The 21,859-nt window shown below is 66.3% G+C and carries 26 protein-coding genes; 3 read left to right on the forward strand and 23 right to left on the reverse strand.

What is annotated here, in order from left to right:
• Window position 1: 1 nt before the first annotated feature.
• A complete protein-coding gene (locus BMZ21_RS29180; RefSeq protein ID WP_167561799.1) occupies window positions 2-3,154 on the reverse strand; it encodes a phage tail length tape measure family protein in 3,153 nt (1,050 codons plus the stop codon).
• 53 nt (window positions 3,155-3,207) lie between these two features.
• On the opposite strand from BMZ21_RS29180, the gene BMZ21_RS29185 reads away from it, so the two are divergent.
• Window positions 3,208-3,576: a hypothetical protein gene (locus tag BMZ21_RS29185; RefSeq protein ID WP_091843455.1), complete on the forward strand. Its 369-nt coding sequence runs from the start codon at window positions 3,208-3,210 to the stop codon at window positions 3,574-3,576.
• Here BMZ21_RS29185 and BMZ21_RS31190 read toward each other — a convergent pair.
• The 18 genes from BMZ21_RS31190 to BMZ21_RS29275 all read right to left on the reverse strand — a co-directional run bounded on the left by BMZ21_RS31190 (window position 3,573) and on the right by BMZ21_RS29275 (window position 16,892).
• Window positions 3,573-3,932, reverse strand: coding sequence for a phage tail assembly chaperone (locus tag BMZ21_RS31190; RefSeq protein WP_425285480.1), 360 nt, complete (start codon window positions 3,930-3,932; stop codon window positions 3,573-3,575). The genes BMZ21_RS29185 and BMZ21_RS31190 overlap by 4 nt on opposite strands.
• Window positions 3,929-4,393, reverse strand: a complete 465-nt coding sequence (locus BMZ21_RS29195; protein WP_091843463.1) for a hypothetical protein — start codon at window positions 4,391-4,393, stop codon at window positions 3,929-3,931. The genes BMZ21_RS31190 and BMZ21_RS29195 overlap by 4 nt, the downstream gene beginning before the upstream one ends.
• Window positions 4,394-4,493: 100 nt before the next feature.
• Window positions 4,494-4,703 carry a hypothetical protein gene (locus BMZ21_RS29200; protein WP_091843468.1) on the reverse strand — a complete coding sequence of 70 codons (210 nt, stop codon included), beginning with the start codon at window positions 4,701-4,703 and terminating at the stop codon, window positions 4,494-4,496.
• A 29-nt stretch (window positions 4,704-4,732) separates the two neighbouring features.
• Window positions 4,733-5,923: a phage tail tube protein gene (locus BMZ21_RS29205; protein ID WP_091843472.1), complete on the reverse strand. Its 1,191-nt coding sequence runs from the start codon at window positions 5,921-5,923 to the stop codon at window positions 4,733-4,735.
• A gap of 33 nt (window positions 5,924-5,956) precedes the next feature.
• Window positions 5,957-6,403 carry a phage tail terminator-like protein gene (locus tag BMZ21_RS29210; protein ID WP_091843477.1) on the reverse strand — a complete coding sequence of 149 codons (447 nt, stop codon included), beginning with the start codon at window positions 6,401-6,403 and terminating at the stop codon, window positions 5,957-5,959.
• The gene (locus tag BMZ21_RS30920; protein WP_244544080.1) at window positions 6,403-7,020 is read right to left on the reverse strand and encodes a hypothetical protein; all 618 of its coding nucleotides are present in this window, start codon (window positions 7,018-7,020) and stop codon (window positions 6,403-6,405) included. Before BMZ21_RS30920 ends, BMZ21_RS29210 begins: the two co-directional genes overlap by 1 nt.
• Window positions 7,020-7,352, reverse strand: coding sequence for a hypothetical protein (locus tag BMZ21_RS29220; RefSeq protein ID WP_091843480.1), 333 nt, complete (start codon window positions 7,350-7,352; stop codon window positions 7,020-7,022). Before BMZ21_RS29220 ends, BMZ21_RS30920 begins: the two co-directional genes overlap by 1 nt.
• Complete coding sequence (locus tag BMZ21_RS29225; protein ID WP_091843484.1) at window positions 7,349-7,972, reverse strand: hypothetical protein; 624 nt, start codon at window positions 7,970-7,972, stop codon at window positions 7,349-7,351. The genes BMZ21_RS29220 and BMZ21_RS29225 overlap by 4 nt, the downstream gene beginning before the upstream one ends.
• Before the next feature lie 5 nt (window positions 7,973-7,977).
• Entirely contained in the window at window positions 7,978-8,340 is a 363-nt protein-coding gene (locus BMZ21_RS29230; protein ID WP_091843488.1) for a hypothetical protein, read from the reverse strand.
• 55 nt (window positions 8,341-8,395) lie between these two features.
• Complete coding sequence (locus tag BMZ21_RS29235; protein WP_091843493.1) at window positions 8,396-8,596, reverse strand: hypothetical protein; 201 nt, start codon at window positions 8,594-8,596, stop codon at window positions 8,396-8,398.
• A 62-nt stretch (window positions 8,597-8,658) separates the two neighbouring features.
• Window positions 8,659-9,876 (reverse strand): phage major capsid protein, encoded by a 1,218-nt coding sequence (locus tag BMZ21_RS29240; protein ID WP_091843497.1) that lies wholly within the window; start codon window positions 9,874-9,876, stop codon window positions 8,659-8,661.
• 23 nt (window positions 9,877-9,899) lie between these two features.
• Window positions 9,900-10,751 (reverse strand): head maturation protease, ClpP-related, encoded by an 852-nt coding sequence (locus BMZ21_RS29245; protein WP_091843502.1) that lies wholly within the window; start codon window positions 10,749-10,751, stop codon window positions 9,900-9,902.
• Entirely contained in the window at window positions 10,748-12,013 is a 1,266-nt protein-coding gene (locus tag BMZ21_RS29250; RefSeq protein ID WP_091843504.1) for a phage portal protein, read from the reverse strand. The genes BMZ21_RS29245 and BMZ21_RS29250 overlap by 4 nt, the downstream gene beginning before the upstream one ends.
• On the reverse strand, window positions 12,013-13,725 hold the full coding sequence (locus tag BMZ21_RS29255; protein ID WP_091843508.1) for a terminase large subunit: 1,713 nt from the start codon (window positions 13,723-13,725) through the stop codon (window positions 12,013-12,015). Before BMZ21_RS29255 ends, BMZ21_RS29250 begins: the two co-directional genes overlap by 1 nt.
• A complete protein-coding gene (locus tag BMZ21_RS29260; protein WP_091843513.1) occupies window positions 13,725-14,417 on the reverse strand; it encodes a hypothetical protein in 693 nt (230 codons plus the stop codon). The genes BMZ21_RS29255 and BMZ21_RS29260 overlap by 1 nt, the downstream gene beginning before the upstream one ends.
• A 79-nt stretch (window positions 14,418-14,496) precedes the next feature.
• Window positions 14,497-14,787, reverse strand: a complete 291-nt coding sequence (locus tag BMZ21_RS29265) for an HNH endonuclease signature motif containing protein (protein ID WP_167561801.1) — start codon at window positions 14,785-14,787, stop codon at window positions 14,497-14,499.
• Between the two features lie 263 nt (window positions 14,788-15,050).
• Window positions 15,051-15,656 (reverse strand): transcription termination/antitermination protein NusG, encoded by a 606-nt coding sequence (gene nusG, locus BMZ21_RS29270; protein WP_167561802.1) that lies wholly within the window; start codon window positions 15,654-15,656, stop codon window positions 15,051-15,053.
• Window positions 15,657-15,716: 60 nt separating this feature from the next.
• A complete protein-coding gene (locus BMZ21_RS29275; RefSeq protein WP_091843524.1) occupies window positions 15,717-16,892 on the reverse strand; it encodes a helix-turn-helix domain-containing protein in 1,176 nt (391 codons plus the stop codon).
• A gap of 59 nt (window positions 16,893-16,951) precedes the next feature.
• Between BMZ21_RS29275 and BMZ21_RS29280 the strand changes: the two genes are divergently transcribed.
• Entirely contained in the window at window positions 16,952-17,530 is a 579-nt protein-coding gene (locus BMZ21_RS29280) for a hypothetical protein (RefSeq protein WP_143079843.1), read from the forward strand.
• 5 nt (window positions 17,531-17,535) lie between these two features.
• On the opposite strand, the gene BMZ21_RS29285 is transcribed toward BMZ21_RS29280, so the two are convergent.
• Entirely contained in the window at window positions 17,536-18,273 is a 738-nt protein-coding gene (locus BMZ21_RS29285; RefSeq protein ID WP_091843534.1) for a DNA-methyltransferase, read from the reverse strand.
• Window positions 18,274-18,326: 53 nt separating this feature from the next.
• On the opposite strand from BMZ21_RS29285, the gene BMZ21_RS29290 reads away from it, so the two are divergent.
• Window positions 18,327-19,082: a hypothetical protein gene (locus BMZ21_RS29290; protein WP_091843539.1), complete on the forward strand. Its 756-nt coding sequence runs from the start codon at window positions 18,327-18,329 to the stop codon at window positions 19,080-19,082.
• Window positions 19,083-19,101: 19 nt separating this feature from the next.
• Here the strand turns inward: BMZ21_RS29290 and BMZ21_RS29295 are convergent, their stop codons facing one another.
• From BMZ21_RS29295 to BMZ21_RS29305, 3 genes are read right to left on the reverse strand one after another with little or no spacing between them, the layout of a single operon-like run.
• Window positions 19,102-19,944, reverse strand: a complete 843-nt coding sequence (locus BMZ21_RS29295) for a phosphoadenosine phosphosulfate reductase domain-containing protein (RefSeq protein ID WP_091843544.1) — start codon at window positions 19,942-19,944, stop codon at window positions 19,102-19,104.
• On the reverse strand, window positions 19,944-21,161 hold the full coding sequence (locus BMZ21_RS30925; RefSeq protein WP_244544081.1) for an MT-A70 family methyltransferase: 1,218 nt from the start codon (window positions 21,159-21,161) through the stop codon (window positions 19,944-19,946). The genes BMZ21_RS29295 and BMZ21_RS30925 overlap by 1 nt, the downstream gene beginning before the upstream one ends.
• Window positions 21,154-21,777: a hypothetical protein gene (locus BMZ21_RS29305; RefSeq protein ID WP_208862402.1), complete on the reverse strand. Its 624-nt coding sequence runs from the start codon at window positions 21,775-21,777 to the stop codon at window positions 21,154-21,156. The genes BMZ21_RS30925 and BMZ21_RS29305 overlap by 8 nt, the downstream gene beginning before the upstream one ends.
• Window positions 21,778-21,859 lie beyond the last annotated feature (82 nt).

The following is a 21,859-nucleotide window of genomic DNA, read 5'->3' on the forward strand; positions in this document are numbered from 1 at the left end:
GTCAGCCCTGCAGATGCTTGTTGGCCTGGCGAGCGCGGAGGGCGCCGCTGAGGCCGCCCTGACCGCGGCCAGCGCGCTGACCCATGCGGCTCTCGACCAGACGCACGACAGTGTCGATCGAGCCGTCGGGATTCTGCGTCTGCTCGGCCTCGCCTTCGACCTGGCCGCCGGTTTCGTTGATGATCTGGACGTTGACGCGCGTCGAGCGGTTGCTGTTGGCCGCCGCAGGCGCATTGCTGTTGGCCGGCATGCCGACATGGCCGCCATCAGCATAGCCGCGCATGCCGCGCCGGTGCAGGCTTTCGAGGTTGCCGACACCGAGATAGTCAGTCGCCGCCTTCGAGAACACATACTCGCCGCGATGGACGACGCCGGCCGGCTCGTACTTCCCACCGGCGCCGGTATAGCCGCCGGTTGCAAACTTCACTGCGGCCGCGCTGTCGGTGGTGTATTGCGAGGAGCCGCCGCTCGATCCCCAGCCGGCGAACAGCGACGAGAAGTTGAAGCCGCCCTTGGCGCCGAACAGGCTGTTGAGCGCCATGTCGAGCATCTTGTCGAGCACGCGGCTCAACGCGTTCTGTAGCGCCTCGGCACCGGACTTGCCCGCGCGCAGGTCGCCGATGAGGCCCTTGAGCGCATCGCGGCCCAGCGACTGGATATCGACCAGCGAGTCCTTGACCGTGTTGAGCCCGGCGATCGTCGCCGCGTTGGCGACATAGGCCTGGCCTTCGGCGCTGGTCAGCGGGATGCCCTGGCGCTTCAGCTCCTGCTCGGCCCGCATCACCGCGATCAGGCGCTCGCGCACATCGGCCGACTGCCAGATCAGCGCGACTTCCTGCTCCAGCGCTGCGATCTGCTCGCGCTGGCCAAAGAGCATGCCCTGCGCGCGGGCTCGCGTCTGGGCCGAGACCGCGCTATCGAGCGCCCGGCCATATTCGTTCAGCTGAGCGTTGACCGCGGCCTGATCCGTCGCGCCGGCGGCGAGCAGGCGCTGACGCTCCTGCATCAGTGCGTTCTGGCGCTGCAGCAGCTGGGCACGCTCGGTCTCGCTGAGATTGCCGGAGCGGCCATTGACCGCATTCTCGATCGCGGCCGATTCCCGCGTCTGGGCCGTCTTGACCGCCAGTTCCTTGTTGACCTCGGCCAGCCGCTCGGCCAGGCGGCGCTGATAGACCTCCTCGGCATTGCCGCCATTGCGTTCCGCGAACTGCTCGGCCTCCTTCCGCAGACGCGCAGCCTCGGCAAACTCAGAGCCCGTCGACTTCGCTGCCCTGGCCTGTGCCTCCAGCGAGGAGACGTTGTCATTGCTGGCGCGCTTCGCATCTTCCTGCGCCCGCGTCGTCTGAATGATGGCGTCAACGCGGGCCCGCTCGGCTGAGGCCTGACGCTCGGTCGCCGTCATGGTCGAGCCGCGGGCATCATTGAGCGCCAGCTCAGCCGCAAGCGCCGCCTTCGATTCCGCCGACACCTGGCCGAGATAGCGCTTCTGGATCTCCTGCGCTCGGGCCGCCTTGTCCGCCTCGATCGAGCCTGCAGCTTGCGCTTCCTTGTACTCCTGAAGCTGGCGCGTCACCGCCTCATAGCTCGCCTTCAGGTCTGCGGCCTGCTTCGTAGCGGTCCACCATTCCGGGCTGTCCGCCGGCTTGGTCAGGAGCAGCTTTTCGGCAGCAGCGGCGGCCTGCTCATAGCCCTGCTTCAGGCGGCTGGAATCGGCCTGAAGCTTCTCCATCTCCGCAACGAACGGCCGCACCTCGCGGCTTGTGGCCTCGGCGCCAGCAACCTTGCGGTTTGCCTCCGCGGCTTCGGCCCGCGCCTTTGCCAGGTCCTGTGTGACCTTGAGCTCGCCCTCCAGGGCGGCCTTGCGCTGCTCCAGATCCCCGAGAGCACGGTTGATGCCGAGCGCTTCAGGACCGGGCAACGCGTTAGCCGCCGAAGCCCGCAAATCCCTGATCTGTCGATCGAGCGCGGCAACCTTCTCTGCAGTGTCGGGGCCGATCACCGCATCGCCGATGAAGTTCTTGGCGCGGTCGATCGGCCGGCTCCAATACTGCTCGATAAACCGATCCCATTTGCTCTGCGCGTTCGCGGCCCCGTCCATCGACTGCGCCAGGCCGTCGATGAGCAGTTTCTGCGCCCGCAACCGATCGCCATACATCTCGGCCGTGCGGATCGAACGCACGGTCACGCTGTCGAGAGCGCCGACCTTGCCCGCGAGCTGCTCGGCCCCCCGGCTGGGGTCGGCGAAGGCGGTCGCAAGCTCGCGCGCAGCATCGGTCATGCCCTGGCCGGTGATCAGTGCATAATCCTTCGTCAACCTGGTCAGCTGCGGCAGCTGCGTTGCGGCAAGCTGGCCGAGCTTGGCGTACTCGGCCGCGATCTGGCGGGCATTAGACACCGTGATCTGGGCCGTATCGGCACTCGCCTTGGCCAGCTGATCGAACTGGCCGCCGGTCAATCCGACTCCACGACCCGAACCCAGCAGCGACGTGTCGAGCTGCCGGCGCTCGCCGGCAACGCTGATCGCGGAATAGAGCGCCGTCATCGCCGCCGTCGCCGCCAGAGCCCAGGGCGCGATCCGCACCAGCCAGCCGCCGAGTTGGCGGAAGAAGCCGCCTACGGTCCCCTCGGAACTGGCGAAGACGTCCGCAACCTGCGAGCCCTGCTGCATCAGCACGGTCATCGCGTCCTGGCCGGAACTGAGCGAGACGACGACGTCCTGCGCCTGCCGGCTGAGATTGATCAGCTCATGCCGGGCCAGCCCCGAACTGCGGACCAGGTTGCCCTGCGCCGCCGAGTTGTCGTTCACCGCCCGCGCCGCGAGATCATGTTTCTGGCGGACCAGGTCAACGACGCGCGCGGCCTCGGCCTCGGTCGCGATACCAGCCCGGAAAGCGGCGTCGGCTCGAAGCTGAGCACGCTCGATCGCCAGCGTTGCGCGCGCCGCCGGGTCGATCGAAGCCGCCAGCGACGTCCACCGCCGGCTGATTGCGCTGATCGAATCGCCCTGCTTCATCGCGATCAGCGTGCCGCGCTCGCGCGCCTCGGCCGCCTTGCGCTCGGCCTGCAGAACCCGGTCGGACGCTGACTGCGCCGCTTCCATCTGGCGGATATAGAGGGCGGTACCGGCCTCCGCTCCGCGAGCATCGACCGTCAAGGTTGTTACAACCTGAGACATGCGCTTATGGTCCCGAGCTGCAGGAGGGCAAGATGCGTTGGATCGGTCTATTTGGCTTGGCGGCGACGGTCGCAGCGTGTTCGACCGTCCCAGAGGGCGGCGTTCAGTTCACGCGTGAGGTTGAGGTCGAATATTCCCGCTTTGCCGCTTGCGCATTTCGCAAACTGGACGAGGTCTGGCCTAGCGAGGTCAAGCTTGTTGATCTGCGGGGCGAGAATGCGATCCGGATCGCGTGGGAGGGAATTACTTATGGCGCACTCGGCGTCATCCCAATCCGCCAAATGGAAGCTTACGTCCGCAAGGTCGGTGAAAACCGATCAAGGGTCGACATCAGGACAAGAGCAGGCAGCTGGCCCGAGCAGATGTGGTCGAAGATCGAGAGCTGCGGGCGCAGCGGCTAAGCTTCTTGTCTGGCGACGAAGCTATTCAAAGCCGCGACGTCCAACGCCTCGATTACCTCGACTTCCCACGGCGCGAACCGAAATCCGGTCATCCGGCAGAAGGCATCGAGGTCCTGCCAGCTCAACGCTGCCGGCCCCCAGCCGGTCGAGCCGCGGCGCGACGCCAGCCGATTGAAGGCCTGCCAGAGATACGCCAGTGCCGACGGGAACGGCGGGACGGCGAGCTCGGCCTCGATCTCGGCCCGGCGCTCGCCATCCCTGACACGATCGAGCAGGGTCTGCAGCGTCTCGCGATGGCTGAAGCCATCTTTGTCGCGCGCCGACAGCCGGAACTCAGCCTCGGCGTAGGCAATCAGCTCTTCGCCGAGGCCTTCGTAAAAGACCGCTCGTCATTGAGGAATTCGAGAGCCTGCAGATAGACCCAGCCGAAGCGCGGGTCGAGGAACAGCTCGGTCGCCGCCTTCTCGCTGAAGATGAGCGGCGGGCTCGCCGGATCGAGCCGGACGGGCGTCCAGTCGACAATGCGCGCGACGACGCGGGCGACGTTCTCGCGGCGGACCTGCTCGACGTCGGTCTCTTCCGGCTTAATCTTGCGACCGTTGCGCATCTGTGCCTCGAGCAGCGATTGCTTGCGCAGCTCCTCGCGGGCATTGGCGTTGGCCCAGGCCAGCGTCTTGTCATGGCTCGGCCCGGCGAAGGTGATGGCCCAGCCGGTCGGCTGGCCGCTGCCAGGCTGCAGCACCATGAGCACGTCGACATCGGCGGGTTGGAAGGCTGAGAGATCGACCGCAACCGCGGCCGTGTCCTGGGTTTTCATGATTAACCTCTGTCGGAAGGTGGCGGGGCGGCGCCGACACACCGCCCCACCTGTCGCGACACTCGCCGGAGCGAGCTCGTCCGCTGTCGGGCGGGTTGGATCAGCCGGCCTTCACCGGCCGGGCGGGCGCAGGCTTGGCCGGCTCAGGCTCGTCGGCCTTGCCGGTCGCGCTGATCGCGATCGCCGGCAGGTCCTCGTGACGGCTCGGCCAGGCGACGGCGAGGCCGGCCTTGCGACCCTCGTCGATCGCGTCGGCGAGCGCCTGCGCGGCCGAGCGGATCGCCCGCTCGGCATCTTGTGCTTTGCTCATGGTGGTGCTCCTGCTGGTCCCCCCAGCGATCAGGCCGCCGAGGTCTGGTAGACGACGGTGGAATCGGAATAGGCGCCGCCGCGCTCGTCCTTCCCGATCAGCAGGTTGATCGTCTGGGTGCGGGCATTGTCGGCGCCGAGCTCCGACTTCTGCATGCTCGCCAGCGTCAGGTTGCCGACGAAGAAGGAACAGAAGTCCTTCGGCTCGCTTTCGTTCTCGGTGAAGAGCAGGTGCAACGACAGGACTTCCTCGTCGAGGAACTGCTGCACGCGGCTGATGTCCTTCTTCAGGGCGGTGATCGAGCCCTCGACCGTCGCCTGGTTGGTGAAGACGTCGGGCGTCAACACCGAGCCGACGACGGGCACGCCGGCGGCATTGAGGTTGATGTTGAGGTTGAGCGCGGTGATGTCGAGGACATCCTCAGCTCCCAGCCGGATCATCGCCTCGACGGCGGTCATGCCGATTGAGGTGGTCGCGACCGGCGAGGCGAAGTAGGGCGAATCCACGCCGGTCTTCGTGTCCATGTCCTGACCGACGAGGCCGAAGGTCACAGTCGCCATGCCATTCGGCTGTAGCTGCAGCTGCAGCGAGCCGATCCGGACACCCGTGAACAGCTCGGAGCCGTCGATATCGATCTCGCGTTCCTCGACCGCAAAGGATCGCGGGATCGTCCCCATCAGCAGCTTCTTCGCCCGCGCCAGGGTGATGTTCGACTGCTCTGCGATCGTCGTCACCGGATCGGCCACCGTCATCACCAGGGCGGTCAGCCCTGCGACGCGCAGGTTCCGGCCATTGTTGGCGGCGCCGCCGGCGGTGAAGGCACCGAAGCGCACGACGTCGCCGACGCGGACGCCATCAGTGATCCAGGAGCCCGACGCCCGCGTGAAGGTCTTGCCAGTCGCATCGGCCGCCACCGCCAGGCCGGACAGCGCGAGCGGGGCGTCGAAGCTGCCGCGGAACGCCGCCTCGATGAAGTCGTCATAGCTGCCGAGCGAGAGATCGCCGACATAGGAGCCGGAGACCGAGCGCGAGCCGTGGCGACCGCGCGAGATCTGGCCGTCGCGCCGGACCTCATTGGAGCGGATCGGCTCCTTCGTCAGGTTAAGGCCGCCGCTATTGGGTCGGAAGACCTTCGACCCGGTCGCGCCGTCCGGCAGGACGCCGAAGCTGGCTTCAGGCTTGTAGGCGACAAGGATGTTCCGGCCGGACTGATAGGCCATGGCTCTGCTCCTGATGCTGAGGCGTTGGCGAGGTCAGGCTCGGTGCCAGAACTCGAAGGGGATGGTCACGACGACGGCGAACCACATGCCGTTGTCATCGCCGGCGCCGCCGCCGGAGATGCGTGGCGTCCAGGACCGGACACAGACGCCCGGGCCGTCCTGGAAGAATTCCTTGGCGCGGAAGATCTCGCCGATCTGGCCGGCCAGGGCGAAGCCAGGGGCAGCGCCTTCGCCATCGGGCACATAGACGGTGACCATGATCAGCCCGTCTTCGACGACGACATGATCGCCAGGGATGCCGACGCCGCGGATCTCGGCGCCGGTCCCAATGACCTCGGCATAGGCCCAGGGCACCGGCTTGCCGCCGCCATCGACCACGTCCGGCCGTGTCCGGTTCGGCCAGGCGATCGGCAGACCCGCAGGCTTTTGGGCTTCCAGTCGGCTCTCGACCGCAGCCGCGGCCCCGGCAAAGTCAGCCATCAGAGCGGCCTGATCACCAGCGCCGGGCGGCGCAGATCCTGTGCCTGCTTCGCGGCAGTGCGACCACGCGCTCGGCCTGTCTGCGCCAGGCCGAATACAGGCATGTAGGTGAACTTGATCGCCGCGACATTGCCGAAGCGTCGGCGCAGCATCAGCTCGGCCTGCTGATAGACGCGCTCGGTCCCGGGCACGCGCATCGTCATCTTGCCGAGCTCGATCTTGCGGGCATAGGGCAGCGGATTGGCGATGAAGACCTCTTCGCCGTCGCGCGCCTCCCAGCCCTTCAGACTGCGCACCGCGGCGCCGCCGACGAAGAGGGTGTGCGAATTACGGTAGTCGCCGGAGAGCACTGGCGAGAGCGCGAACAGCGTTTCCATCGCGAATTGCACAACCTCGCCGAGGCGCTGATAGCGGTACTCGATCACGCCGAAGGGCTTGACCGTTTCCTCAGCCGCGCCGAGGCGGCCATCGACCGTGCGGCGGAATGCGGTCGGCCGCGGCGTCGCCTTCATCACCTTGCCATGCTCACGCTTGGCGAAGGCGGCCAGGTCCTGCTGGCACGCGGCGACCGCCGCGAGCTGCGCGGCCTTGAACTGCAGGGCGATCGACGGCGCCATCACATCCCCCGCAAGTGAAGTTCGACGCGCACGACGACGTCGTTGATCGCAATCGGGTCGGGCGCCTGGACGCGGAACCACTGTCCGTTGCTGCGGACGCGATCCCCCTCCTTCGGAGCGATCCACCCGGCCGGCGTCAGCGGCGTCGGCGACAGGACTGCCAGCCGGTCGCCCTGCTGGATCGAGCCGACCAGCTCGTCGGGCTTGAAGTCGCGCACGAAGGCGCGGCACGTCAGGTCCGCCAGAGCGCCGCCGGCGCGCGTGAGCGTCACCATGCTGCCATGGGCTGCAAGCTGGCGATCGAGCATCGCGATCGCGGCCGAAGGGATCACAGCGAATAGACCTTGAGTCCGGAGAGCAGGCTTTCGACGGCCTGGCTGATGGCGGGACGGGCATTGCCGCGCTCCCACTCCTGCGAGCCGACGCCTTCGACGACTTCCTTTTTCAACGAGGGGTCGCCGGCGCCGACATGGCTGAGCTCGCTGACACGCAACGCCAGGGCTGATTTGACCTTGGCGGGAACGGCGTCGGGCTCGTAACCAGCCCGATACCGGATCCGGACGCTACCCGGTTCGCAGGCCACGGCTGGCCATGACTTGCCCGGGGCAAGCCCGACATTGCCATCGCGGGAGCGATAGACCTCGCTCGCCACGACGCCATCAGTTCCGTCCGGCGCGGTGAACGCGATCTCAGTGACGTCGACGAAGGGCGGGAAAGGCAGCGACAGCCATTCGCCGCGGCAGGGGAAGGCGGAGCACCGCAACTCCAGTGTCTGCCGGCCGATGGCCCGGCCAAGCCAGCCGGTCGGGCCATCGATCTCTTCCGTCGCCGCCGCGATCAGCCCGTCGAGCAACCCATCGGCCACGCCGGCAAGGGCTGGGATGGCAGCCTTGACGGCGGTGGCCGTCAGCACCGGCTGCGGCGGAGCGATCACGACGACGCGGGAGTGCATGGCGGTCAGTCGACCAGGACGTGGAACGTGCCGGTCTTGCTGGCGCCGCCTTGGGCCAGCACGATCTTGACGCGATCGTTGGCGAGACCGGGGCTTGCGAGCACGCCGGTACCGCCGGCAGCATAGAGCGCAGCGGCGCCCGCTGGGGAATGCGTCGGAACACGCGGATAGCGCACTGCCGAGGCATTGACGTTGGCCTCAGTCCAGAGGTTCTCGCCCGTCGCCTCCGCCGTGATCGCGAAGTCGACACCGTCGACATAGTCGCCCTTCACGTAATGGATGCTGTGGATCTTGCCGGACAGCCGGGGCGAATAAACCGTCGCCGAACCGTCGGCGGCCGTGGTGACAGTGATCTTCTGACGACGCATGAGCAGGGTCCTTTTTGACGATGGCCCTAGGGCCGGTTTGCGGCGAAGAGCCGGACTACTCGTCCGGCTGGTCTCGCCTGGGCTTGGCCGCTTTCGCGGCCGGTTTGCCCGCCTTGGCGGCGGCTTTCTGCTCCGGCCTCTCGCCAAGCCCGCGCGAGGCAAGGTCTCGGACGACGGGGGCCGGCAGATGATCCAGCGAAGCGCCGCGACGGATCATCTCCGTTCCATGCCGGAACGACTTCAGGGCCTTCGGCATCGCTGCCTCCTGGGTTGACACCGCCGCGTCGAACCGCGACGGCGCCGCGTTACGAGGGGGGATCAGCCGCCGGCGGCGGCCGTGCCGAACTGGCCGGTGACGAAAGCCTCCGGCCGCTTGACCGCGAGCGCGGTGCGCTCCTCACAGCGGATCGAGATCATGTTCTTCTCGAAGTCGTCGGCATTCTCGGTCGAGATGACGACGTTGGCGTCTTCCCGATCGAAGACCTGAGCCGCCGTCTGGAAGGCGCCGGCCAGGAACTCGCCCTCGAATTCCGGCACTTCCGTCTCGGCGATCGGACGGCCCCAGAGAGTCGGGCCGGCGATGCGCAGCGGGTTGGCGAGAATGTAGTCGCCGACCGAAGTCTTGGTCAGCTCGATCCGAGCCCAGTCCTCGAAATGCACGACGAACCCGGTCACCGGCATGCGCGCCACCTGCGCCTGCAGGATAGCGAGACGCAGATCGTCGATCGGAGTGCGCATGTCGGGCTCGAAAGCAGGGGCAAACTCCTGTGCCTGCGGCACGATGCCCTCGATATTGCCGGCCCCGCCGGCGCCGAAGAGAAACTCCTGCTCTTCGACATACTTCAGCCCGTAGCGCATTTCGGCGTCGATGGTGGACTGCAGCTGCGCGAAGTCGTCGAGGATCTGCTTCGACGCCTTGAACATGTGCGCGATGGTGACCACCGGCGTGATCTTCGAGCTGAAGGTGATGCTCGAATAGGGCTTGGCAGTGCCTTCCGGAACGACTGCAGCGGCGTTGGTGAACCCGGTCTGCTGCACCCAGAAGATCGCCGGCGACGTGGTCCGGCCGGGCGCGATCAAATCACGGATGAAGAGCCGCTGCTTCGGCATGGCATCGATGCCGGGCAGGCGCTGCGGCTCGACGATACCCGCAGGGACGTCGGCGCTGAGCAGGGCATTCTTGACCGGAACGCTGATGCGCTGGCCGCCCTGGATGACACTGGAATTCAGCGCCTTGATCTTGTCATGAGCGACCGCCTGCGCGCCGACGGACTGCGGAGCATCCTCGTCACCGCGGCGGCGGGCGCCCTTCTGCTCGATTTCGCCGAGGCGCGCGGTGAGTTCGGACACCTTGCCGCCGAGTTCGGTCTGGCTGAGCGCCATCTTGTCGACCTCGGCCTTGGTCTCTTCCGAGAGCTTGCCGAGGTTCTTGACCTCCTTCAGCGCCTCCTCCGACTTCTTTGAGAAGTCGTCGTTCACGCGCGCGAGGTCGTTCGTGACCTGCTTGAGCAGGTCCCGCAGATCTTCGTTGGCCATGAAGGCCTCCTATGTGAGGTGGATCAGGCCCGCAGCAGGCTCAGGCGAGCAGCCGCAAGGCGGAGGGTGTCGAGACCGTCACCGGCCTCCTCATCGTCGACAGCGCTCGGCATGTCGTTCACGGCAGCGCGCGGCGTGCCGGTGATCTCCTTGAAGGCGGCGCGGATCTCGGTCCGTGTCCACCCGGCCTTGTTCAGGGCATTGTCGACACGGCGAAGCGCCGTCGGTTGCGAGGGCTTCTCCTCCTTGACGGCGTCGCCCGGCAGCAGGGCAGTGGCGAAGCCGGCGTCGATCGCACCAGGGCCGTCGAAGAACGTCTCGGCGTCCATCCATGCCGCCACCTCATCCTGCCGGTTGCCGCTGCGATCGGCAAAGAGGCCGGCGAGGGAATTGTCGAAGATGGCCAGCGTTTCGCTGATGTCGGAAAAGCCATTCCGGTCGCCGTAGGCGAGCAGATGGGTGTTGTGGATCATCAGGAAGCCGGCCTTGGCGATCTCGATCTCGTCGCCGGCCATGGCCACGATCGCCGCGGCGGACGCCGCGATGCCGAGGATCTTCACCGTTACGGCTTCGGGATGCTGGCGCAGCATGTTGTAGATCGCCACACCTTCCATGAAGTTGCCGCCCGGCGAGTTGATGTTGACCGTCACCGGCTTGCTGCCGATGTAGCGCAGCGCCGCGGCGACCCGCTTGGCTGAAACACCCTCACCCCAGAAATCCTCGCCGATCACACCGAGGATGGAGATCGACGCGTCGCCATCACCAGCAGCGGCGCGAACGTTCTGGTTCCAGTGGGCCAGAGCCTTGTCGCTGGGCTTGGCTTCTGCGCGGGCGGCGAGCGCACCAGTGAGCGCCGGCAGGGCACGAATGGTCATGCGTCAACTCCGAGCGGTGGCCCGCCATTGTGGCCGATGAGGGACTGCAGGTGGTTCATCAGCGCCGAGACGGAGGTCGTCGCCGTGATCGGAATGTTCTGAGCCTGCATGCGAGGCACATCGCCCCCCGCCACCGGCGAGAGACCTTCAAGGCGGCGGACCTCGTTGATCGTCATCACGCCGGCTGCGAGCATCGCGACATAGAAGGCGGCGCGCGCCGCACTGTCGGTACGGAGCAGATCCTCGTAGTTGATGCGCAGCGAGAAGCGCTGGCGCTCCTCCGGCGTCAACAGGCGCTTGGCAACCGCCTGCTCGATCCGTTTGAAGAGAGGTCGCAGACCAAGCGTGTACCAGGCCTGCATGACGACACCGACGCCGGTGCCCCACATCGTCTGGCCCTCGCCGGCATGGCCGATGATGATCGGCGGCGTGCCCAGCCAGCGACAGACTTCCTCGACATTAAACCGGCGATTGAGGATCAGCTCGGCATCCCGGTTCGACAGGCTGATCGACTTCCAGTCGACACCTCCCTCGAGGATACCCGCCCAAGGTGCCGCCGGCCCCGCATTGGCGTCGACGAGGCTTTTCTTGGCATCGGCACGCTGCTCAGCGGTCAGCGGCTTGGCGCCGGGCGGCATGACGAAGAAGCCCTTCGCCCTCTGGCCGCGGGAGAATCCCTGTCCGACGGCCCGCTCGGTCGCGATCGTCAGGCTGAGCGTCTGCCGGGCATACTCGACCGGCGACATGCCGACATCGCCATCGCCGAAGCCCTTGATATGGAAAACCTTTTCTTCCGGTAGCTTCTCTTCCTTGCCGCGATCGACGAACCGATATTCCAGCGAGCCGTCCTCCTTGCGGATCACGACCGTGTCGTTCGGCATGCGGTTGATCGCGACGATGCGGCGCCCGACATAGGACTTCTCGCCAAAGCCGTTTCCGGTGGTGCAGAGCCCGAGGACGCGACCTTCCCAGAACTCGATCGCGGTCTGATCGGCGTTCGGGCTCTCGTCGAGCAAGCCCTGCAGCCAATGGCCGCTGGCCTTGACCTTCACGCCATCCTTGCCCTTCTCCATGATGTCGAAGGACAGGCTGGCCACCGTCTGCGCCGTGATGCGGACGCAAGCCCAATAGGCCGAGAGATTGAGCGCGCCCTGAACCGAGACGGGTTCGCCCGCCCAGGTCTCGCCACGGCCCAGCAGATCGTAGAGGCCGGAATCGGTCGCACGAAGCGGCCGTCCGATCCAGCGCGACCAGAAGCCCATCAGGCGCTCACCGCATTCTTGAGGAAATCGGAAAGATCACGGCTCCCCGCTGCTTCGGGGTTGCGGCTCATCAGATCGAAGGCGTTGAAGAGTCCGATCAGCGGGTCGATCTTTGCCGTGCCGGAGGCCTGTTTGGTCACCAGCACGGCCGAGCCGCGCAGCTCCGAACGCGCATTGCTAACCGCCCAGGCCATCATCGGGCGCGCACCATGCTTCAAGGTTCCGTCCTTCAGCTTGCGGGCCGCGCCCTTAATCACGCCGGAGAGGCGATATCCCTGCGGAACAGCGGCGATGCAGTCGTCCGGGATCTCGCGCAGCGAAAGCTCGTCGAGAATCGCAGCGATGCCGACCGCATCGACGCCGATCCCGGCCTTCTCAGGCAGCAGCCCGGCCTTGAAGATGCGCTCGACAATGTTGGCGACGCCGGCGACGTCGGCGTTCGCGCCGTCTTCCGTCTCGGCAATATCGACGAAGGTCAGATCGCCCTCGCGCTCAAAATCGAGCAGGCGAGAAGCGATTTCCTTGCGCAGCAGCAGAACGCCGCGATCAGCCCAAGCGTGGCCCCAATGATACCAGCGCTTGGTGACCCGGTGGCGACCCAGCACGGCGAGGCCGAGAAGGTCGTCGAGGCCGCCACCGTCGATCCCGACCGTGCACACATCGCACTCTGCCAGGATGAACTCGAGCGTCACCTTTTCACTGCCGGCGCGTTCCCAGTGATCGGCGCCCTCCCAGCGGTTCGAATGCAGGGCAAGGCCGATCTGGATATTGAGGTGCTGCGACGCCCAGCGCCGCTCCTCCTCATCTCCCATCTCGCGCGCTGTTGCGTAATCCTGGGTCAGGACCGGCAGAGAGACGGAGCGGCCGAGATTGGGCAGGACCCGCGCCCAGTTCTCGACTTGCCGCCACGGCTTGGCAGGGTCGGTCTGCATCGCCTCCGGGAACTCGTAGAGCACCGGCAGGATTGTCGCATTCTCGATCCGGCCGTCACGCACGCTGCGCGCATAGTCCAGTTCGGCCTTGAAGGCGCCGGCCGGCGGCTCGTCCGACTGCGTCGTGATGATGATCCCGAACGCCTCCGGAATCGCGACGCGGGCGCCGCGCAGCTGCCCGATGACGCGCGAGGTGTAGGCGACCTTACCGAGCAGGTGCAGCTCGTCGAGCAGCCAGCCGGCATATTTGCCGCCGGTGGCGACCTTCATGTCGAAGGTCATCACCTTCAATGTGGCGCCCGTCACCCGGTTGACCACCGTCTTGAGGTGATCCCGGACATGCAGGAGCGTGTCGAGATCTTTGTCGGCCGCAACCATGCCGGACACGGCGGCGAAGGCGAGGTCTGCGATCTCCTGCGTCGGACCGAACAGGGCGAAGGCCGCATTCGGCCGCTCATTCATGAGCAGCGCCGTCAGCATCAGCGCCGCCCCGTTCGTCGTCTTCGAATTCTTCTTCGGGACGAGCAGGAAGACGCCTGGCACTTGGCGAATGCCGGTCGCCTCGTCGATCGAGCCGAACACGGCGCGGACGACATCACGAAACCAGTCGCCGGCTGCCTCGCCCAAGGTCGGCTGGCCCGGCACGTCGGGAAGGTGCAAGCGGTCGAAGATCGCCGCGGCGCGATCCGCCTCGAGCTCGTCGAGCGGCAAGAGCGGAACGAGAGACTGCCCGGCGAGGAGCGTGCTCTCCCAGCCCGGCTGCGCGAAGTGATACGACATCAGCCGCGCTTCCTGCCGACCAGTTCGGACCAGGGACCGCGCGTGACGACACCGTGCGCGTCGAGCTGCGCCTGTTCCTTCTTCCCGACAGGGTCAGGCGCAGGTGCCTCTGTCTTTGCCGCGGCCTTGCCGCGCACCTGATCCTGCAGCTGCTCGAGGCGGGCGCGATCCATGATGGCGATCGCCTCCTTCTGGGCGGCGACATTGCCCTTCAGGGCGGTGCGATGGAGTGCGACCAGAACCTCGGCGCGCTTGCGGAGCGCGCCGGTCTCAATCTCGCTCGCGTAGTAGCGTCGCAAGGTCGGCTCGGATATCGCCATCGCGCGGCTGATCTCATCGACCGTCATGCCCGACGATACAAGCACCGCCACCTTCTCGCGGTCTCGGTCGCCCGGCTGATAGCGCTTGCGCCCGCCAGAGCCGGAGCGCTTAGGCCGAGGCGCAGCCGGCGTCGCCGGCGCGAGATCCTCGGTGCCGAACAGGCCGCCGCCGCTGACGCGATCGCGCAGCTCTGCGACGAAGGCCTTGCGCAGCGTCGGCACGCTGACCCCGACCTCTTCGGCGATTACCGGATGGGCCAGGCGCTCCGAAGCCATCCGGCGCACGGTCGCGCGCTGCTCGTCCGACGGCACGAAGGCCGCGCGCCCCGGACGCTTTTCTTTCTTTCCGCCGCTGGGATTTGCGTCGTCCAAGAAAAAAAACTCCGAATGAGTCCAGAGCCGGTGAACGAGGTACGGCCGCCGTAGACTTTTGACCCGCCCCCCCCTAGGGTCAGGCGAGACGCCGATGCCGCTTCGTCCGCTCGATGGCGGTCTTGCTGTTGTGGCAGGCGATGCAGAGCAGCATCACGTTGGCGATGTCGAAGTCGGCGCCGCCATCGCTGCGCTCTTCGACGTGGTCGGCAATCAACCCGCGCGGTGCATGGCTGCAATCGCGCTTACAATCAGGGTTCTCGCAGACGTAGCCGCGAGCCTGCTTCACGCCGCGAGCGAACTCGCGCCATTCAGTCGAGAGGTAGAACGGATCGGCCACCTTCTGGGGTGGCGCAATGCGAGCGGCCACCGAAGCCACGCGACTGCTGATGGTCTTGAGCCTGCTCATAGTCATAGGGGCCGAAACACGAAACCCGCCACCATCGGGCAGCGGGTCTACATAGCTTCGCACAAGGCCGCCGATCCGAGGATCTAAGCGACACGGGCTTGCGAGATACGAGCCGCCGAAGCGACGATCACACTGACCAAGTTCACCGTGCAGCTATGGATTCCGATTCGGGCCGCGGGAGTCAATGGCGGCGCGTCAATTGATATCGGAATGCTGTTCATCAATCAGGCTGCGTCGAGCTGGCTGGTACTGACCCGCATGCGGGAAGCGGAGCCGAGGAGGCTGATCATGACGTCGGCCTCATGCAGGCCGACCTGATCCACCACTACGGCCAGGAAGCGCATGAACGGCCCGTCGATGATCCTGACGGTCTGCCCCGGCTTAACCACCATCTCCGGCTTCCGTGGATCGGCGCACCGCGAAGCGCGCGGGTCGTTCTGATAGTCGGCGACAGCCTTGATGAAAGCGCCGGGCACCCGCGCCCATTGATCTTGCGTGCGGACAATGTCCTGAACGCCCTCGATCTCACGAATGTCAGAGAGCGGCCTCCCGTTGATCGTGACGACGGTGACGCCATCATCGGCGACGAGAAAGCGGTCTCGCCGCAAGGTCGGCACGCCAGCCGCGAAGAGGTAGCGCGGGAAAGTCGCCAGCGTAAATTCCATCTCGCGGCGCTGATATCGCACCACCTTGTGCCAGCTCGGCATGAAGACGGCGCAGCCCGCGTCCGCCAGACCCTTCGCCGCCTTCGCCTCCATCCTGGGCGTGGTGTAGACCAGGTACCACGACAGCGAGGTGTCGAGATCGGCAGGCGCAGGATTCTTGGCCATGCTGACCTTCTTCTCGTGGACGAAGGGCTTCTTCTCGTTACGGCGTCCCATCGTCAGCCCTCAGAACTTCACTTCGTCGTCGCCATCGTCCCGCTTGCCGCCGGGCGGCATCGGGGATGGCAGGAACACGCGGAATTCGCCCTTGAACGGAGGGATGCGGGCGCCCTTCGCGGCGAGCCAGGGCCGCCATGCGTCGATCTCCGGCCCGTCGCAGCGATAGGCTCCGAGATCGCCGATGCGCTTGGCTGCGGCGGCGAGCTCGCCGCCATTGGAGCCGAGCGGTTTGCCGGCATCGGCCTGCGACACCCAGAAGCCCGGGGGCTTGCCGGCCTTGATCCGGTCGAACAGCAGCAGCCACCAGTCGCGCGTCCAGCCATTCACCACGACCGGCGCGCCGGTGGCCTCGCTGGCCTTGCGCTGCGCCGCCTTGGCTTCGAGGCCGATCCAGTTCCGTCCCTGCAGGTAGACCTCGCTGGACAGCCTGCCCTTGATGCCGCCCGCCTTCCGTTCGGCGATGAAGGCGCCGATCCCGTCGATGGCAGCAGCCCGCTGGTCGAAGGCGATCGCTTCCCAGGCGGCGCGTTGCTTCACCCGGTTGTCGCCCCTGGCGAAGGGGTAGGCCTCGAGGAAGTCGTCGAAGCTCGGCACCGGCTTGCCGTCGGGCTCGCGCTCGCTCGCTGGCCCGGCTGCGCTCGCGCCTGCGCCCTCTCTCTCATAACTAAGGTTTCTACTAAGGGGTTGGGTATCATCTGGGTGATACCCTTCCGCCGGATTTGGAAGGCTATCACCGTGATACCCTTCCACTGTGATACCCTTATTTGCGCCGGGGCTGGCCTTGTCCTGCTGGTCTGACCCTGCGTCCGGCGCATGGCCGGCAGCGTCGTCCTCGTCGGAATCCGGAGCGGGATCGTGCAGCGCCGCCGCCTCCAGCGCCGGCCACAGCTCCGGCCGGCGCAGGCGTGCCAGCATCTCGACATCCATCTCGTAATGGTTGGTCGACTTGGCGCCCGCGCCGCCGTCCCTGACTTTGCGCAGCAGGCCGACGCGGCAGAAGGTCTGCATCACCCGCCGCGCCGTCGGCACCGAGCATTCCGCGTCTTCGGCGATGGTGGCGAGCGAGGGGTAGATCCGCGTGCCGTCCTCCTGGCAGCAATCCACCAGCTTGATCAGCACCATCTTGCGCGTCTGCGAATGCAGCTTGGCCTTGAGCGCGAGACCAAGAAGGGCGGCGCTCATGCCGCCCTCGCCAAGGCACTGGGCTCGCGCCATAGTTGCGCGAGCTGGGGAGCATGCAGATGACGACCTTCGAGACTGCTTCGGTTGTCTTTTCGACGATCGCGATGATCACGGCCCTTTACGGCATCATGTCCGCGTTCGCCGCAAAGCGATCGGCCCATGCCGCTGAGAAGCAAGCAAAACATGCCGAGACACAGGCCGAGGCAGCGGTAACACAGGCAGATGCAGCCAGGGCGCAGGCCCGCGCTGCCGAGCGGCAAGTCGATCTCATGCGCTCGAGCGTGGTATTCGATCGGATAGGCACAACCCTGAAGGTTCGCCGCGCCGTCATCGAATCGAAGGACATCTTGTCGGTCGCGCATCGTGCGGCGCTCGACGCGTCGGGCAGCAAGGCAATCCATCAAGCGATCCGCCCAATCCGTCAGATCGCCGGCGCCCTTGAGGACTTCCCGCCCATCCTGCCCGACAGCGTTCGAGCAATGCTTTTCGGCTACGTCCAGGATCTCAATGCGGTGGACTACATGGCCGCGACCGGCGACAACGGCTTCGCGCTTACTAGCTTCCATCAGCAGGCCGACATGGTGACGGCTGCGATCGACGTCGCGATCACCGACATGATCAAAGATCTTGGGAGCTAACCGACTCACGCCTCACCTCCCAGCCCGAGCGGCATCTGCTGCGCCGGTTCGGGCGCGGCCGGGGCTTGGGCGAACAGACGCTCTTGTTTGGCTTCGATCTCCAGTCGGCGGCAGGCGGTGTCGAAGTACTTCGGCTCGATCACGATGCCGATGAAGCGCCGGCCCAACCGCGCGCAGGCGATACCGGTCGTGCCGGAGCCCATATAGGGGTCGAGGATGGTGCGGCCCTTGGTGCGCTGTACGCACCACAGCATCAGGTCGATCGGCTTCTGCGTAGGGTGCGCAGCCTGTACGCCGTCGTTCTCGGCCTTCCGCGCCAGCCCGCCCTGAAACTCGACATACTTGCAGTAGACGCCGTGCCCTCCTTTCTGCCAGCCGATCTCGGCATCGGACAGGAATGTGCCAAAGGCGCGCACGCTCTTCTTGATCCAGACCAGCGTCGACCCGACAGGCAGACGCGCGCCGAAATGGTTGGCGCCCCAGAGGATCACTTCGGGAAAGGCCAGCCAGCGTTTAGGATCGAATGGTTCGGCGTCCGCCGTGATCGCCCCGAAGTCGGCTCGGCCTTCGTCGGGGCGCTTTCGATTGCCGCCCGTGAAGCGCGTCGAATCCGTATCCCAAGCCATGCCATAAGGCGGATCGCTGACGACAGCATCGATCTTGCCTAGCGTCGGCAGGATCTCGCGGCAGTCGCCGCAATGGAGCGTCACGCTGTCGCTGAGCTGTTCGGTGCGCCAGCTCATGCCGCCCTCGCCAAATGCGAGCGCGCCGCTAGAATGCGCGCGGGGGGATAGGCATGAAGACTGACAACGGCCTGGCAATAGCGCTCTTCGCGCTGATCATGGGGGGCGCCGTGGCGCTCGCGATCGCCAGCGACATTGCGGCGCCGCTTTGCGAGGTCGCGCGCAGCGCCAGCAAGGAGGCGCAGAAGCCTTACATCGGTTGCCTCGAATTCTGGCTGGAACGCTATCAAAGTCTTGCAGGCGGGCTTCTGGCGCTCGGTGGCGCCTTGGGCACGATCGGGATCATGCGGTGGCAATCTCTGGCCGCAGAAAGGGCCAGCGAGCGCGTGGCTCGCGCATACGTTTACGGCCGGCTCAAAGATTTTCTCGCACAGGCAACCCTTCGGCTCGATGCCGAATTGGTCGCGCCGAGCAAAACGCGAAATGTCCCGCTTCCAAGCTTCGATTTGGGCGAAAACTTCAGCATAGTAGGCCACTTGCCGCGTGACCTTGCCCGCGACGTCTTTCAGTTTCGGACGAAGACAGTCGGGATTGAAAGCAATCGCGAAAGCTTGAGAACGATGGGAGCGGTGTCTATCGAACGATATGCGATTGCGGCGATCGCCCGCCGGATCTTGGATGCCGACGCGTTGTGCCAAGAAGTCGCAAGCCAATTGGGCCTGTATACTCCGACATTCGACGAGTTCACCGCAGTCGACCTGACCGAGAAGGCAAGACCGTTCGACCAGGCGGTAACGTTCGAAGCCGTTATCGATTGGATTTTTGCTGGCCAATCGGCCGCGGACGACGATTGGCTTCGACCTACCTAAACCGTGGGAGGCTGCTGGCTCATGCATGAGCGCCTCCCCTGAGCAGACAGTCGGAACACATCGGTTGGAACAGGTCGTACTGCCCCTCGACACGCGGGCGAGGAAACGGCTCACCCCAACCGAAGCCGTGCTTGCGCCGGACCTCGGCCTCCAGTTCGGAAAGCCACGAGCCCCAATGCGGATAGAGCACCGCAGCCTCGACGCGCTCCGCAGCTGTCTGCATGGTGCCGCACATGCACTCGCCTGATCGGCAGAGCGCTTTGGCCACGGGATTGATCGGAGTTTGGCGGGCTGCGAGATAGCTATCTCGGTCGTCCTGCGACCAATCATGGATCAAGTTGACCCAGATGTTGCCCTTCTGGGCCGGGTCTTGCCGCCACACCTGCAGCCGCCTTTGCCGATTCTCGGATTCGTCCTTGCGCGCCCCGTTCAGCAACAGGACGCGGACGCCTCGCTGGCGGCGTCGCAAGTGTTTTGCTACGACAGCCCGAAATGGCGTCGCTTTGAGCACGCGATAGGCGAAGCCATGCGCGCCATGCCCCTGCCCGAAGAAGCCTTTGCGCATGACATAGGCTTCATAGGCGGTGCCAGCATCGGCTTCAGCGAGATCACCCAATTTGCCATATGTGTCGCGAACAAACTGCGTCGTCTCGGGAATGCCGCAGCGCGTATTCCCATGGATGACGAGATCGATCTTCGCATTGAGCTCTCGCGCGACCTGGTCGGAAGCGGCGCTGTCTTTGCCGCCCGATACCATCGACACGATATGCGTCGGCTGAAATCGCTCGATCGCATCGCGTAGGATGCGGACGCTGCTGTCGATAGGCGAAAGGCGCGATGGTCTACTGATGATGTTCAGCATCACGCAGCCTCCGGCGCTTCCGCGCCCCAGCTTTCCCAGCCCGCGCGCGGGGCGCGGGCGTTGAGCTCGATCTTGGGCAGGGTCGGGAAGTAGCTTTCGATCAGCTCATAGGCGCGTTCGGGCTTCTCGCTGTGCTCTCCGACATCGGCGATGAAGAAGCTCGTGAACTGCGCGCCCGGCGCCGGCGCCGGCGGGCTGCCCTTGGTGCCGAGCAGCAGGATCTCGTGCTCGCCGGTGAACCAGTAGCCCGGCCCGCGCGCCCTGCCCTTGCGGCGCTTGGCCCAGATGCAATGCGTCTTGTAGGCAAAGCCCCAGGCCGCCATCACCTCCAGCGCCTGGCGCAGCATCGGCGCCGTCGCCCAGAGGAACAGCGTGCAGTCCGGCGCTGCGATCAGGTGGACGGGGCGCGAGGCGATCACATCGGTCGCGCTGGTCGGATAGTGGTTCTCCGGCGCGCGATCCATGCCGGTGATGCGCGACCACGGCTCGAAGCGCCATTCGGGATCGGCGAGGATGACGGGGAAGATGCGCCCGGCGGCGGCCATCGCCGGCAGGGCGGCATTGGCGGCGGCGATCTTCTCGCCGAGTTCGCGCTCGCGCGTCTCGCGGCGCTCCGCCTTGCCGGCCTGCCGCTTCGCCTTCACATCGGCGAGCACATCGTAGAAGGCCTGCACCGGCAGCGAACGGATGGTCGCGACATCTGCGGCGCGCTTGCCCATCGCAGCCGTTTCCATGGTCGAGACGGTGCCGTGCTTGGTCGTGAACCGGCGCTCACTGGCAACGTTGCCAGTGAGATCGCGCAGCTTGGCGACGAAGGTATGCGAAACGCGTGCGCGTTCGGCGATCTCGCGGTCGCTCCATTTGCCCCATTCCTCGTCGCCGAGCAGCAGCAGCACGGCCCGGCGCTTGTCGTCGCTGGTGCGGCGCAGGCCATGGGTGGCGTTGGCGCCGGCCGCCAGCAGCACGGCGTCGCGCCGCGTCCCGGCGATGACCTCGGCTTCGATCTCGTCGATGCCCGCCGCCTCGAAGCCGGCGGTGCGGTGGAAGCCGTCCCAGAGCCAGTAATCGGTACCGTCATAGACGAGGCCGATCGCCGGGAAGCGCACGCCCTCGCGCGACGCCTCGGCATAGGTCTCGACCGTGGCCGGGTCGAGCGCGGCGCGCGGCTGCGTGCCGCCGTCGCGCCGGATCAGGGCGATGCGGATCTGTTCAGCCATCGCGGCGCGCCTCCTGCTGGGCGCGTCGTGCTGCGCCGCCGAGCTGGGCGCCGTGATTGTGGAAGGGCATCTGCGAGGCGAAGCGCCCGCCGGTCAGCGCGTCGAACTCGGTCAGGAACCAGAACTCGGCTTCGTCCGGCGTCCAGAAGCGCAGGCTGACACCGAGCGGCTCTTCGTCCTGCACCGGCCAGCGCGAAGGCGGGGCCGCCATGTTCTGTTCCAGCTCGTCGCGCAGGATGCGGTAATCGGCGGCGTGGACTGCCTCGGGAATGTCGGGCGCGAGGCCGAAACGCCGGCAGACCGCGTCCATCACCACGCGCTCGGCCGCGACATAGGCGGGCACATGGCGCTTCACCGGGCGCGGCAGGTCGACGAGATAGGCCTCGGAGGCGTCGTGCAGCAGGGCCCAGAGCCTATGCTCCGGCGCCACCGCCCGCGCCAGCAGCACGCTGTGCTCGGCCACGCAGTAGAAGCGCCGGCAGTGGCCGGCATAGCGGCACTGGTTGGCCAGCGCATGGGCGATGTCGTGGATGAAGACATCCTCGGGGCGCGGGTCGAGCGGCCAGAACTGGCGCCCGGTGAAGGTCTGCATCCAGTCGCCACGGCGGTCGCTCATCGGGTCGGCTCCAGCTGAGAGAAAGGCCGCCGGCCCGTCAGGGAGGGGGCGCGGGCCGGCGGCAGGTGTCCGGCCGCCGCCG

The sequence above is a fragment of the Allobosea lupini genome, from assembly GCF_900109525.1.
GTDB lineage: Bacteria > Pseudomonadota > Alphaproteobacteria > Rhizobiales > Beijerinckiaceae > Allobosea > Allobosea lupini.

What these genes read in the sequence shown, in the direction of transcription:
- BMZ21_RS29255 (WP_091843508.1), bottom strand. Translation starts at nt 13,725, where the DNA reads ATGTCGTATCACTTCGCGCAGCCGGGCTGGGAGAGCACGCTCCTCGCC.
- nusG (WP_167561802.1), bottom strand. Translation starts at nt 15,656, where the DNA reads ATGGCCAAGAATCCTGCGCCTGCCGATCTCGACACCTCGCTGTCGTGG.
- BMZ21_RS29235 (WP_091843493.1), bottom strand. Translation starts at nt 8,596, where the DNA reads ATGCCGAAGGCCCTGAAGTCGTTCCGGCATGGAACGGAGATGATCCGT.
- BMZ21_RS29225 (WP_091843484.1), bottom strand. Translation starts at nt 7,972, where the DNA reads ATGCACTCCCGCGTCGTCGTGATCGCTCCGCCGCAGCCGGTGCTGACG.
- BMZ21_RS29185 (WP_091843455.1), top strand. Translation starts at nt 3,208, where the DNA reads ATGCGTTGGATCGGTCTATTTGGCTTGGCGGCGACGGTCGCAGCGTGT.
- BMZ21_RS29240 (WP_091843497.1), bottom strand. Translation starts at nt 9,876, where the DNA reads ATGGCCAACGAAGATCTGCGGGACCTGCTCAAGCAGGTCACGAACGAC.
- BMZ21_RS29290 (WP_091843539.1), top strand. Translation starts at nt 18,327, where the DNA reads ATGAAGACTGACAACGGCCTGGCAATAGCGCTCTTCGCGCTGATCATG.
- BMZ21_RS29295 (WP_091843544.1), bottom strand. Translation starts at nt 19,944, where the DNA reads ATGCTGAACATCATCAGTAGACCATCGCGCCTTTCGCCTATCGACAGC.
- BMZ21_RS29195 (WP_091843463.1), bottom strand. Translation starts at nt 4,393, where the DNA reads ATGAAAACCCAGGACACGGCCGCGGTTGCGGTCGATCTCTCAGCCTTC.
- BMZ21_RS29205 (WP_091843472.1), bottom strand. Translation starts at nt 5,923, where the DNA reads ATGGCCTATCAGTCCGGCCGGAACATCCTTGTCGCCTACAAGCCTGAA.
- BMZ21_RS29285 (WP_091843534.1), bottom strand. Translation starts at nt 18,273, where the DNA reads ATGAGCTGGCGCACCGAACAGCTCAGCGACAGCGTGACGCTCCATTGC.
- BMZ21_RS29250 (WP_091843504.1), bottom strand. Translation starts at nt 12,013, where the DNA reads ATGGGCTTCTGGTCGCGCTGGATCGGACGGCCGCTTCGTGCGACCGAT.
- BMZ21_RS30925 (WP_244544081.1), bottom strand. Translation starts at nt 21,161, where the DNA reads ATGGCTGAACAGATCCGCATCGCCCTGATCCGGCGCGACGGCGGCACG.
- BMZ21_RS29280 (WP_143079843.1), top strand. Translation starts at nt 16,952, where the DNA reads ATGACGACCTTCGAGACTGCTTCGGTTGTCTTTTCGACGATCGCGATG.
- BMZ21_RS29275 (WP_091843524.1), bottom strand. Translation starts at nt 16,892, where the DNA reads ATGAGCGCCGCCCTTCTTGGTCTCGCGCTCAAGGCCAAGCTGCATTCG.
- BMZ21_RS30920 (WP_244544080.1), bottom strand. Translation starts at nt 7,020, where the DNA reads ATGGCGCCGTCGATCGCCCTGCAGTTCAAGGCCGCGCAGCTCGCGGCG.
- BMZ21_RS29210 (WP_091843477.1), bottom strand. Translation starts at nt 6,403, where the DNA reads ATGGCTGACTTTGCCGGGGCCGCGGCTGCGGTCGAGAGCCGACTGGAA.
- BMZ21_RS29200 (WP_091843468.1), bottom strand. Translation starts at nt 4,703, where the DNA reads ATGAGCAAAGCACAAGATGCCGAGCGGGCGATCCGCTCGGCCGCGCAG.
- BMZ21_RS29230 (WP_091843488.1), bottom strand. Translation starts at nt 8,340, where the DNA reads ATGCGTCGTCAGAAGATCACTGTCACCACGGCCGCCGACGGTTCGGCG.
- BMZ21_RS29245 (WP_091843502.1), bottom strand. Translation starts at nt 10,751, where the DNA reads ATGACCATTCGTGCCCTGCCGGCGCTCACTGGTGCGCTCGCCGCCCGC.
- BMZ21_RS29305 (WP_208862402.1), bottom strand. Translation starts at nt 21,777, where the DNA reads ATGAGCGACCGCCGTGGCGACTGGATGCAGACCTTCACCGGGCGCCAG.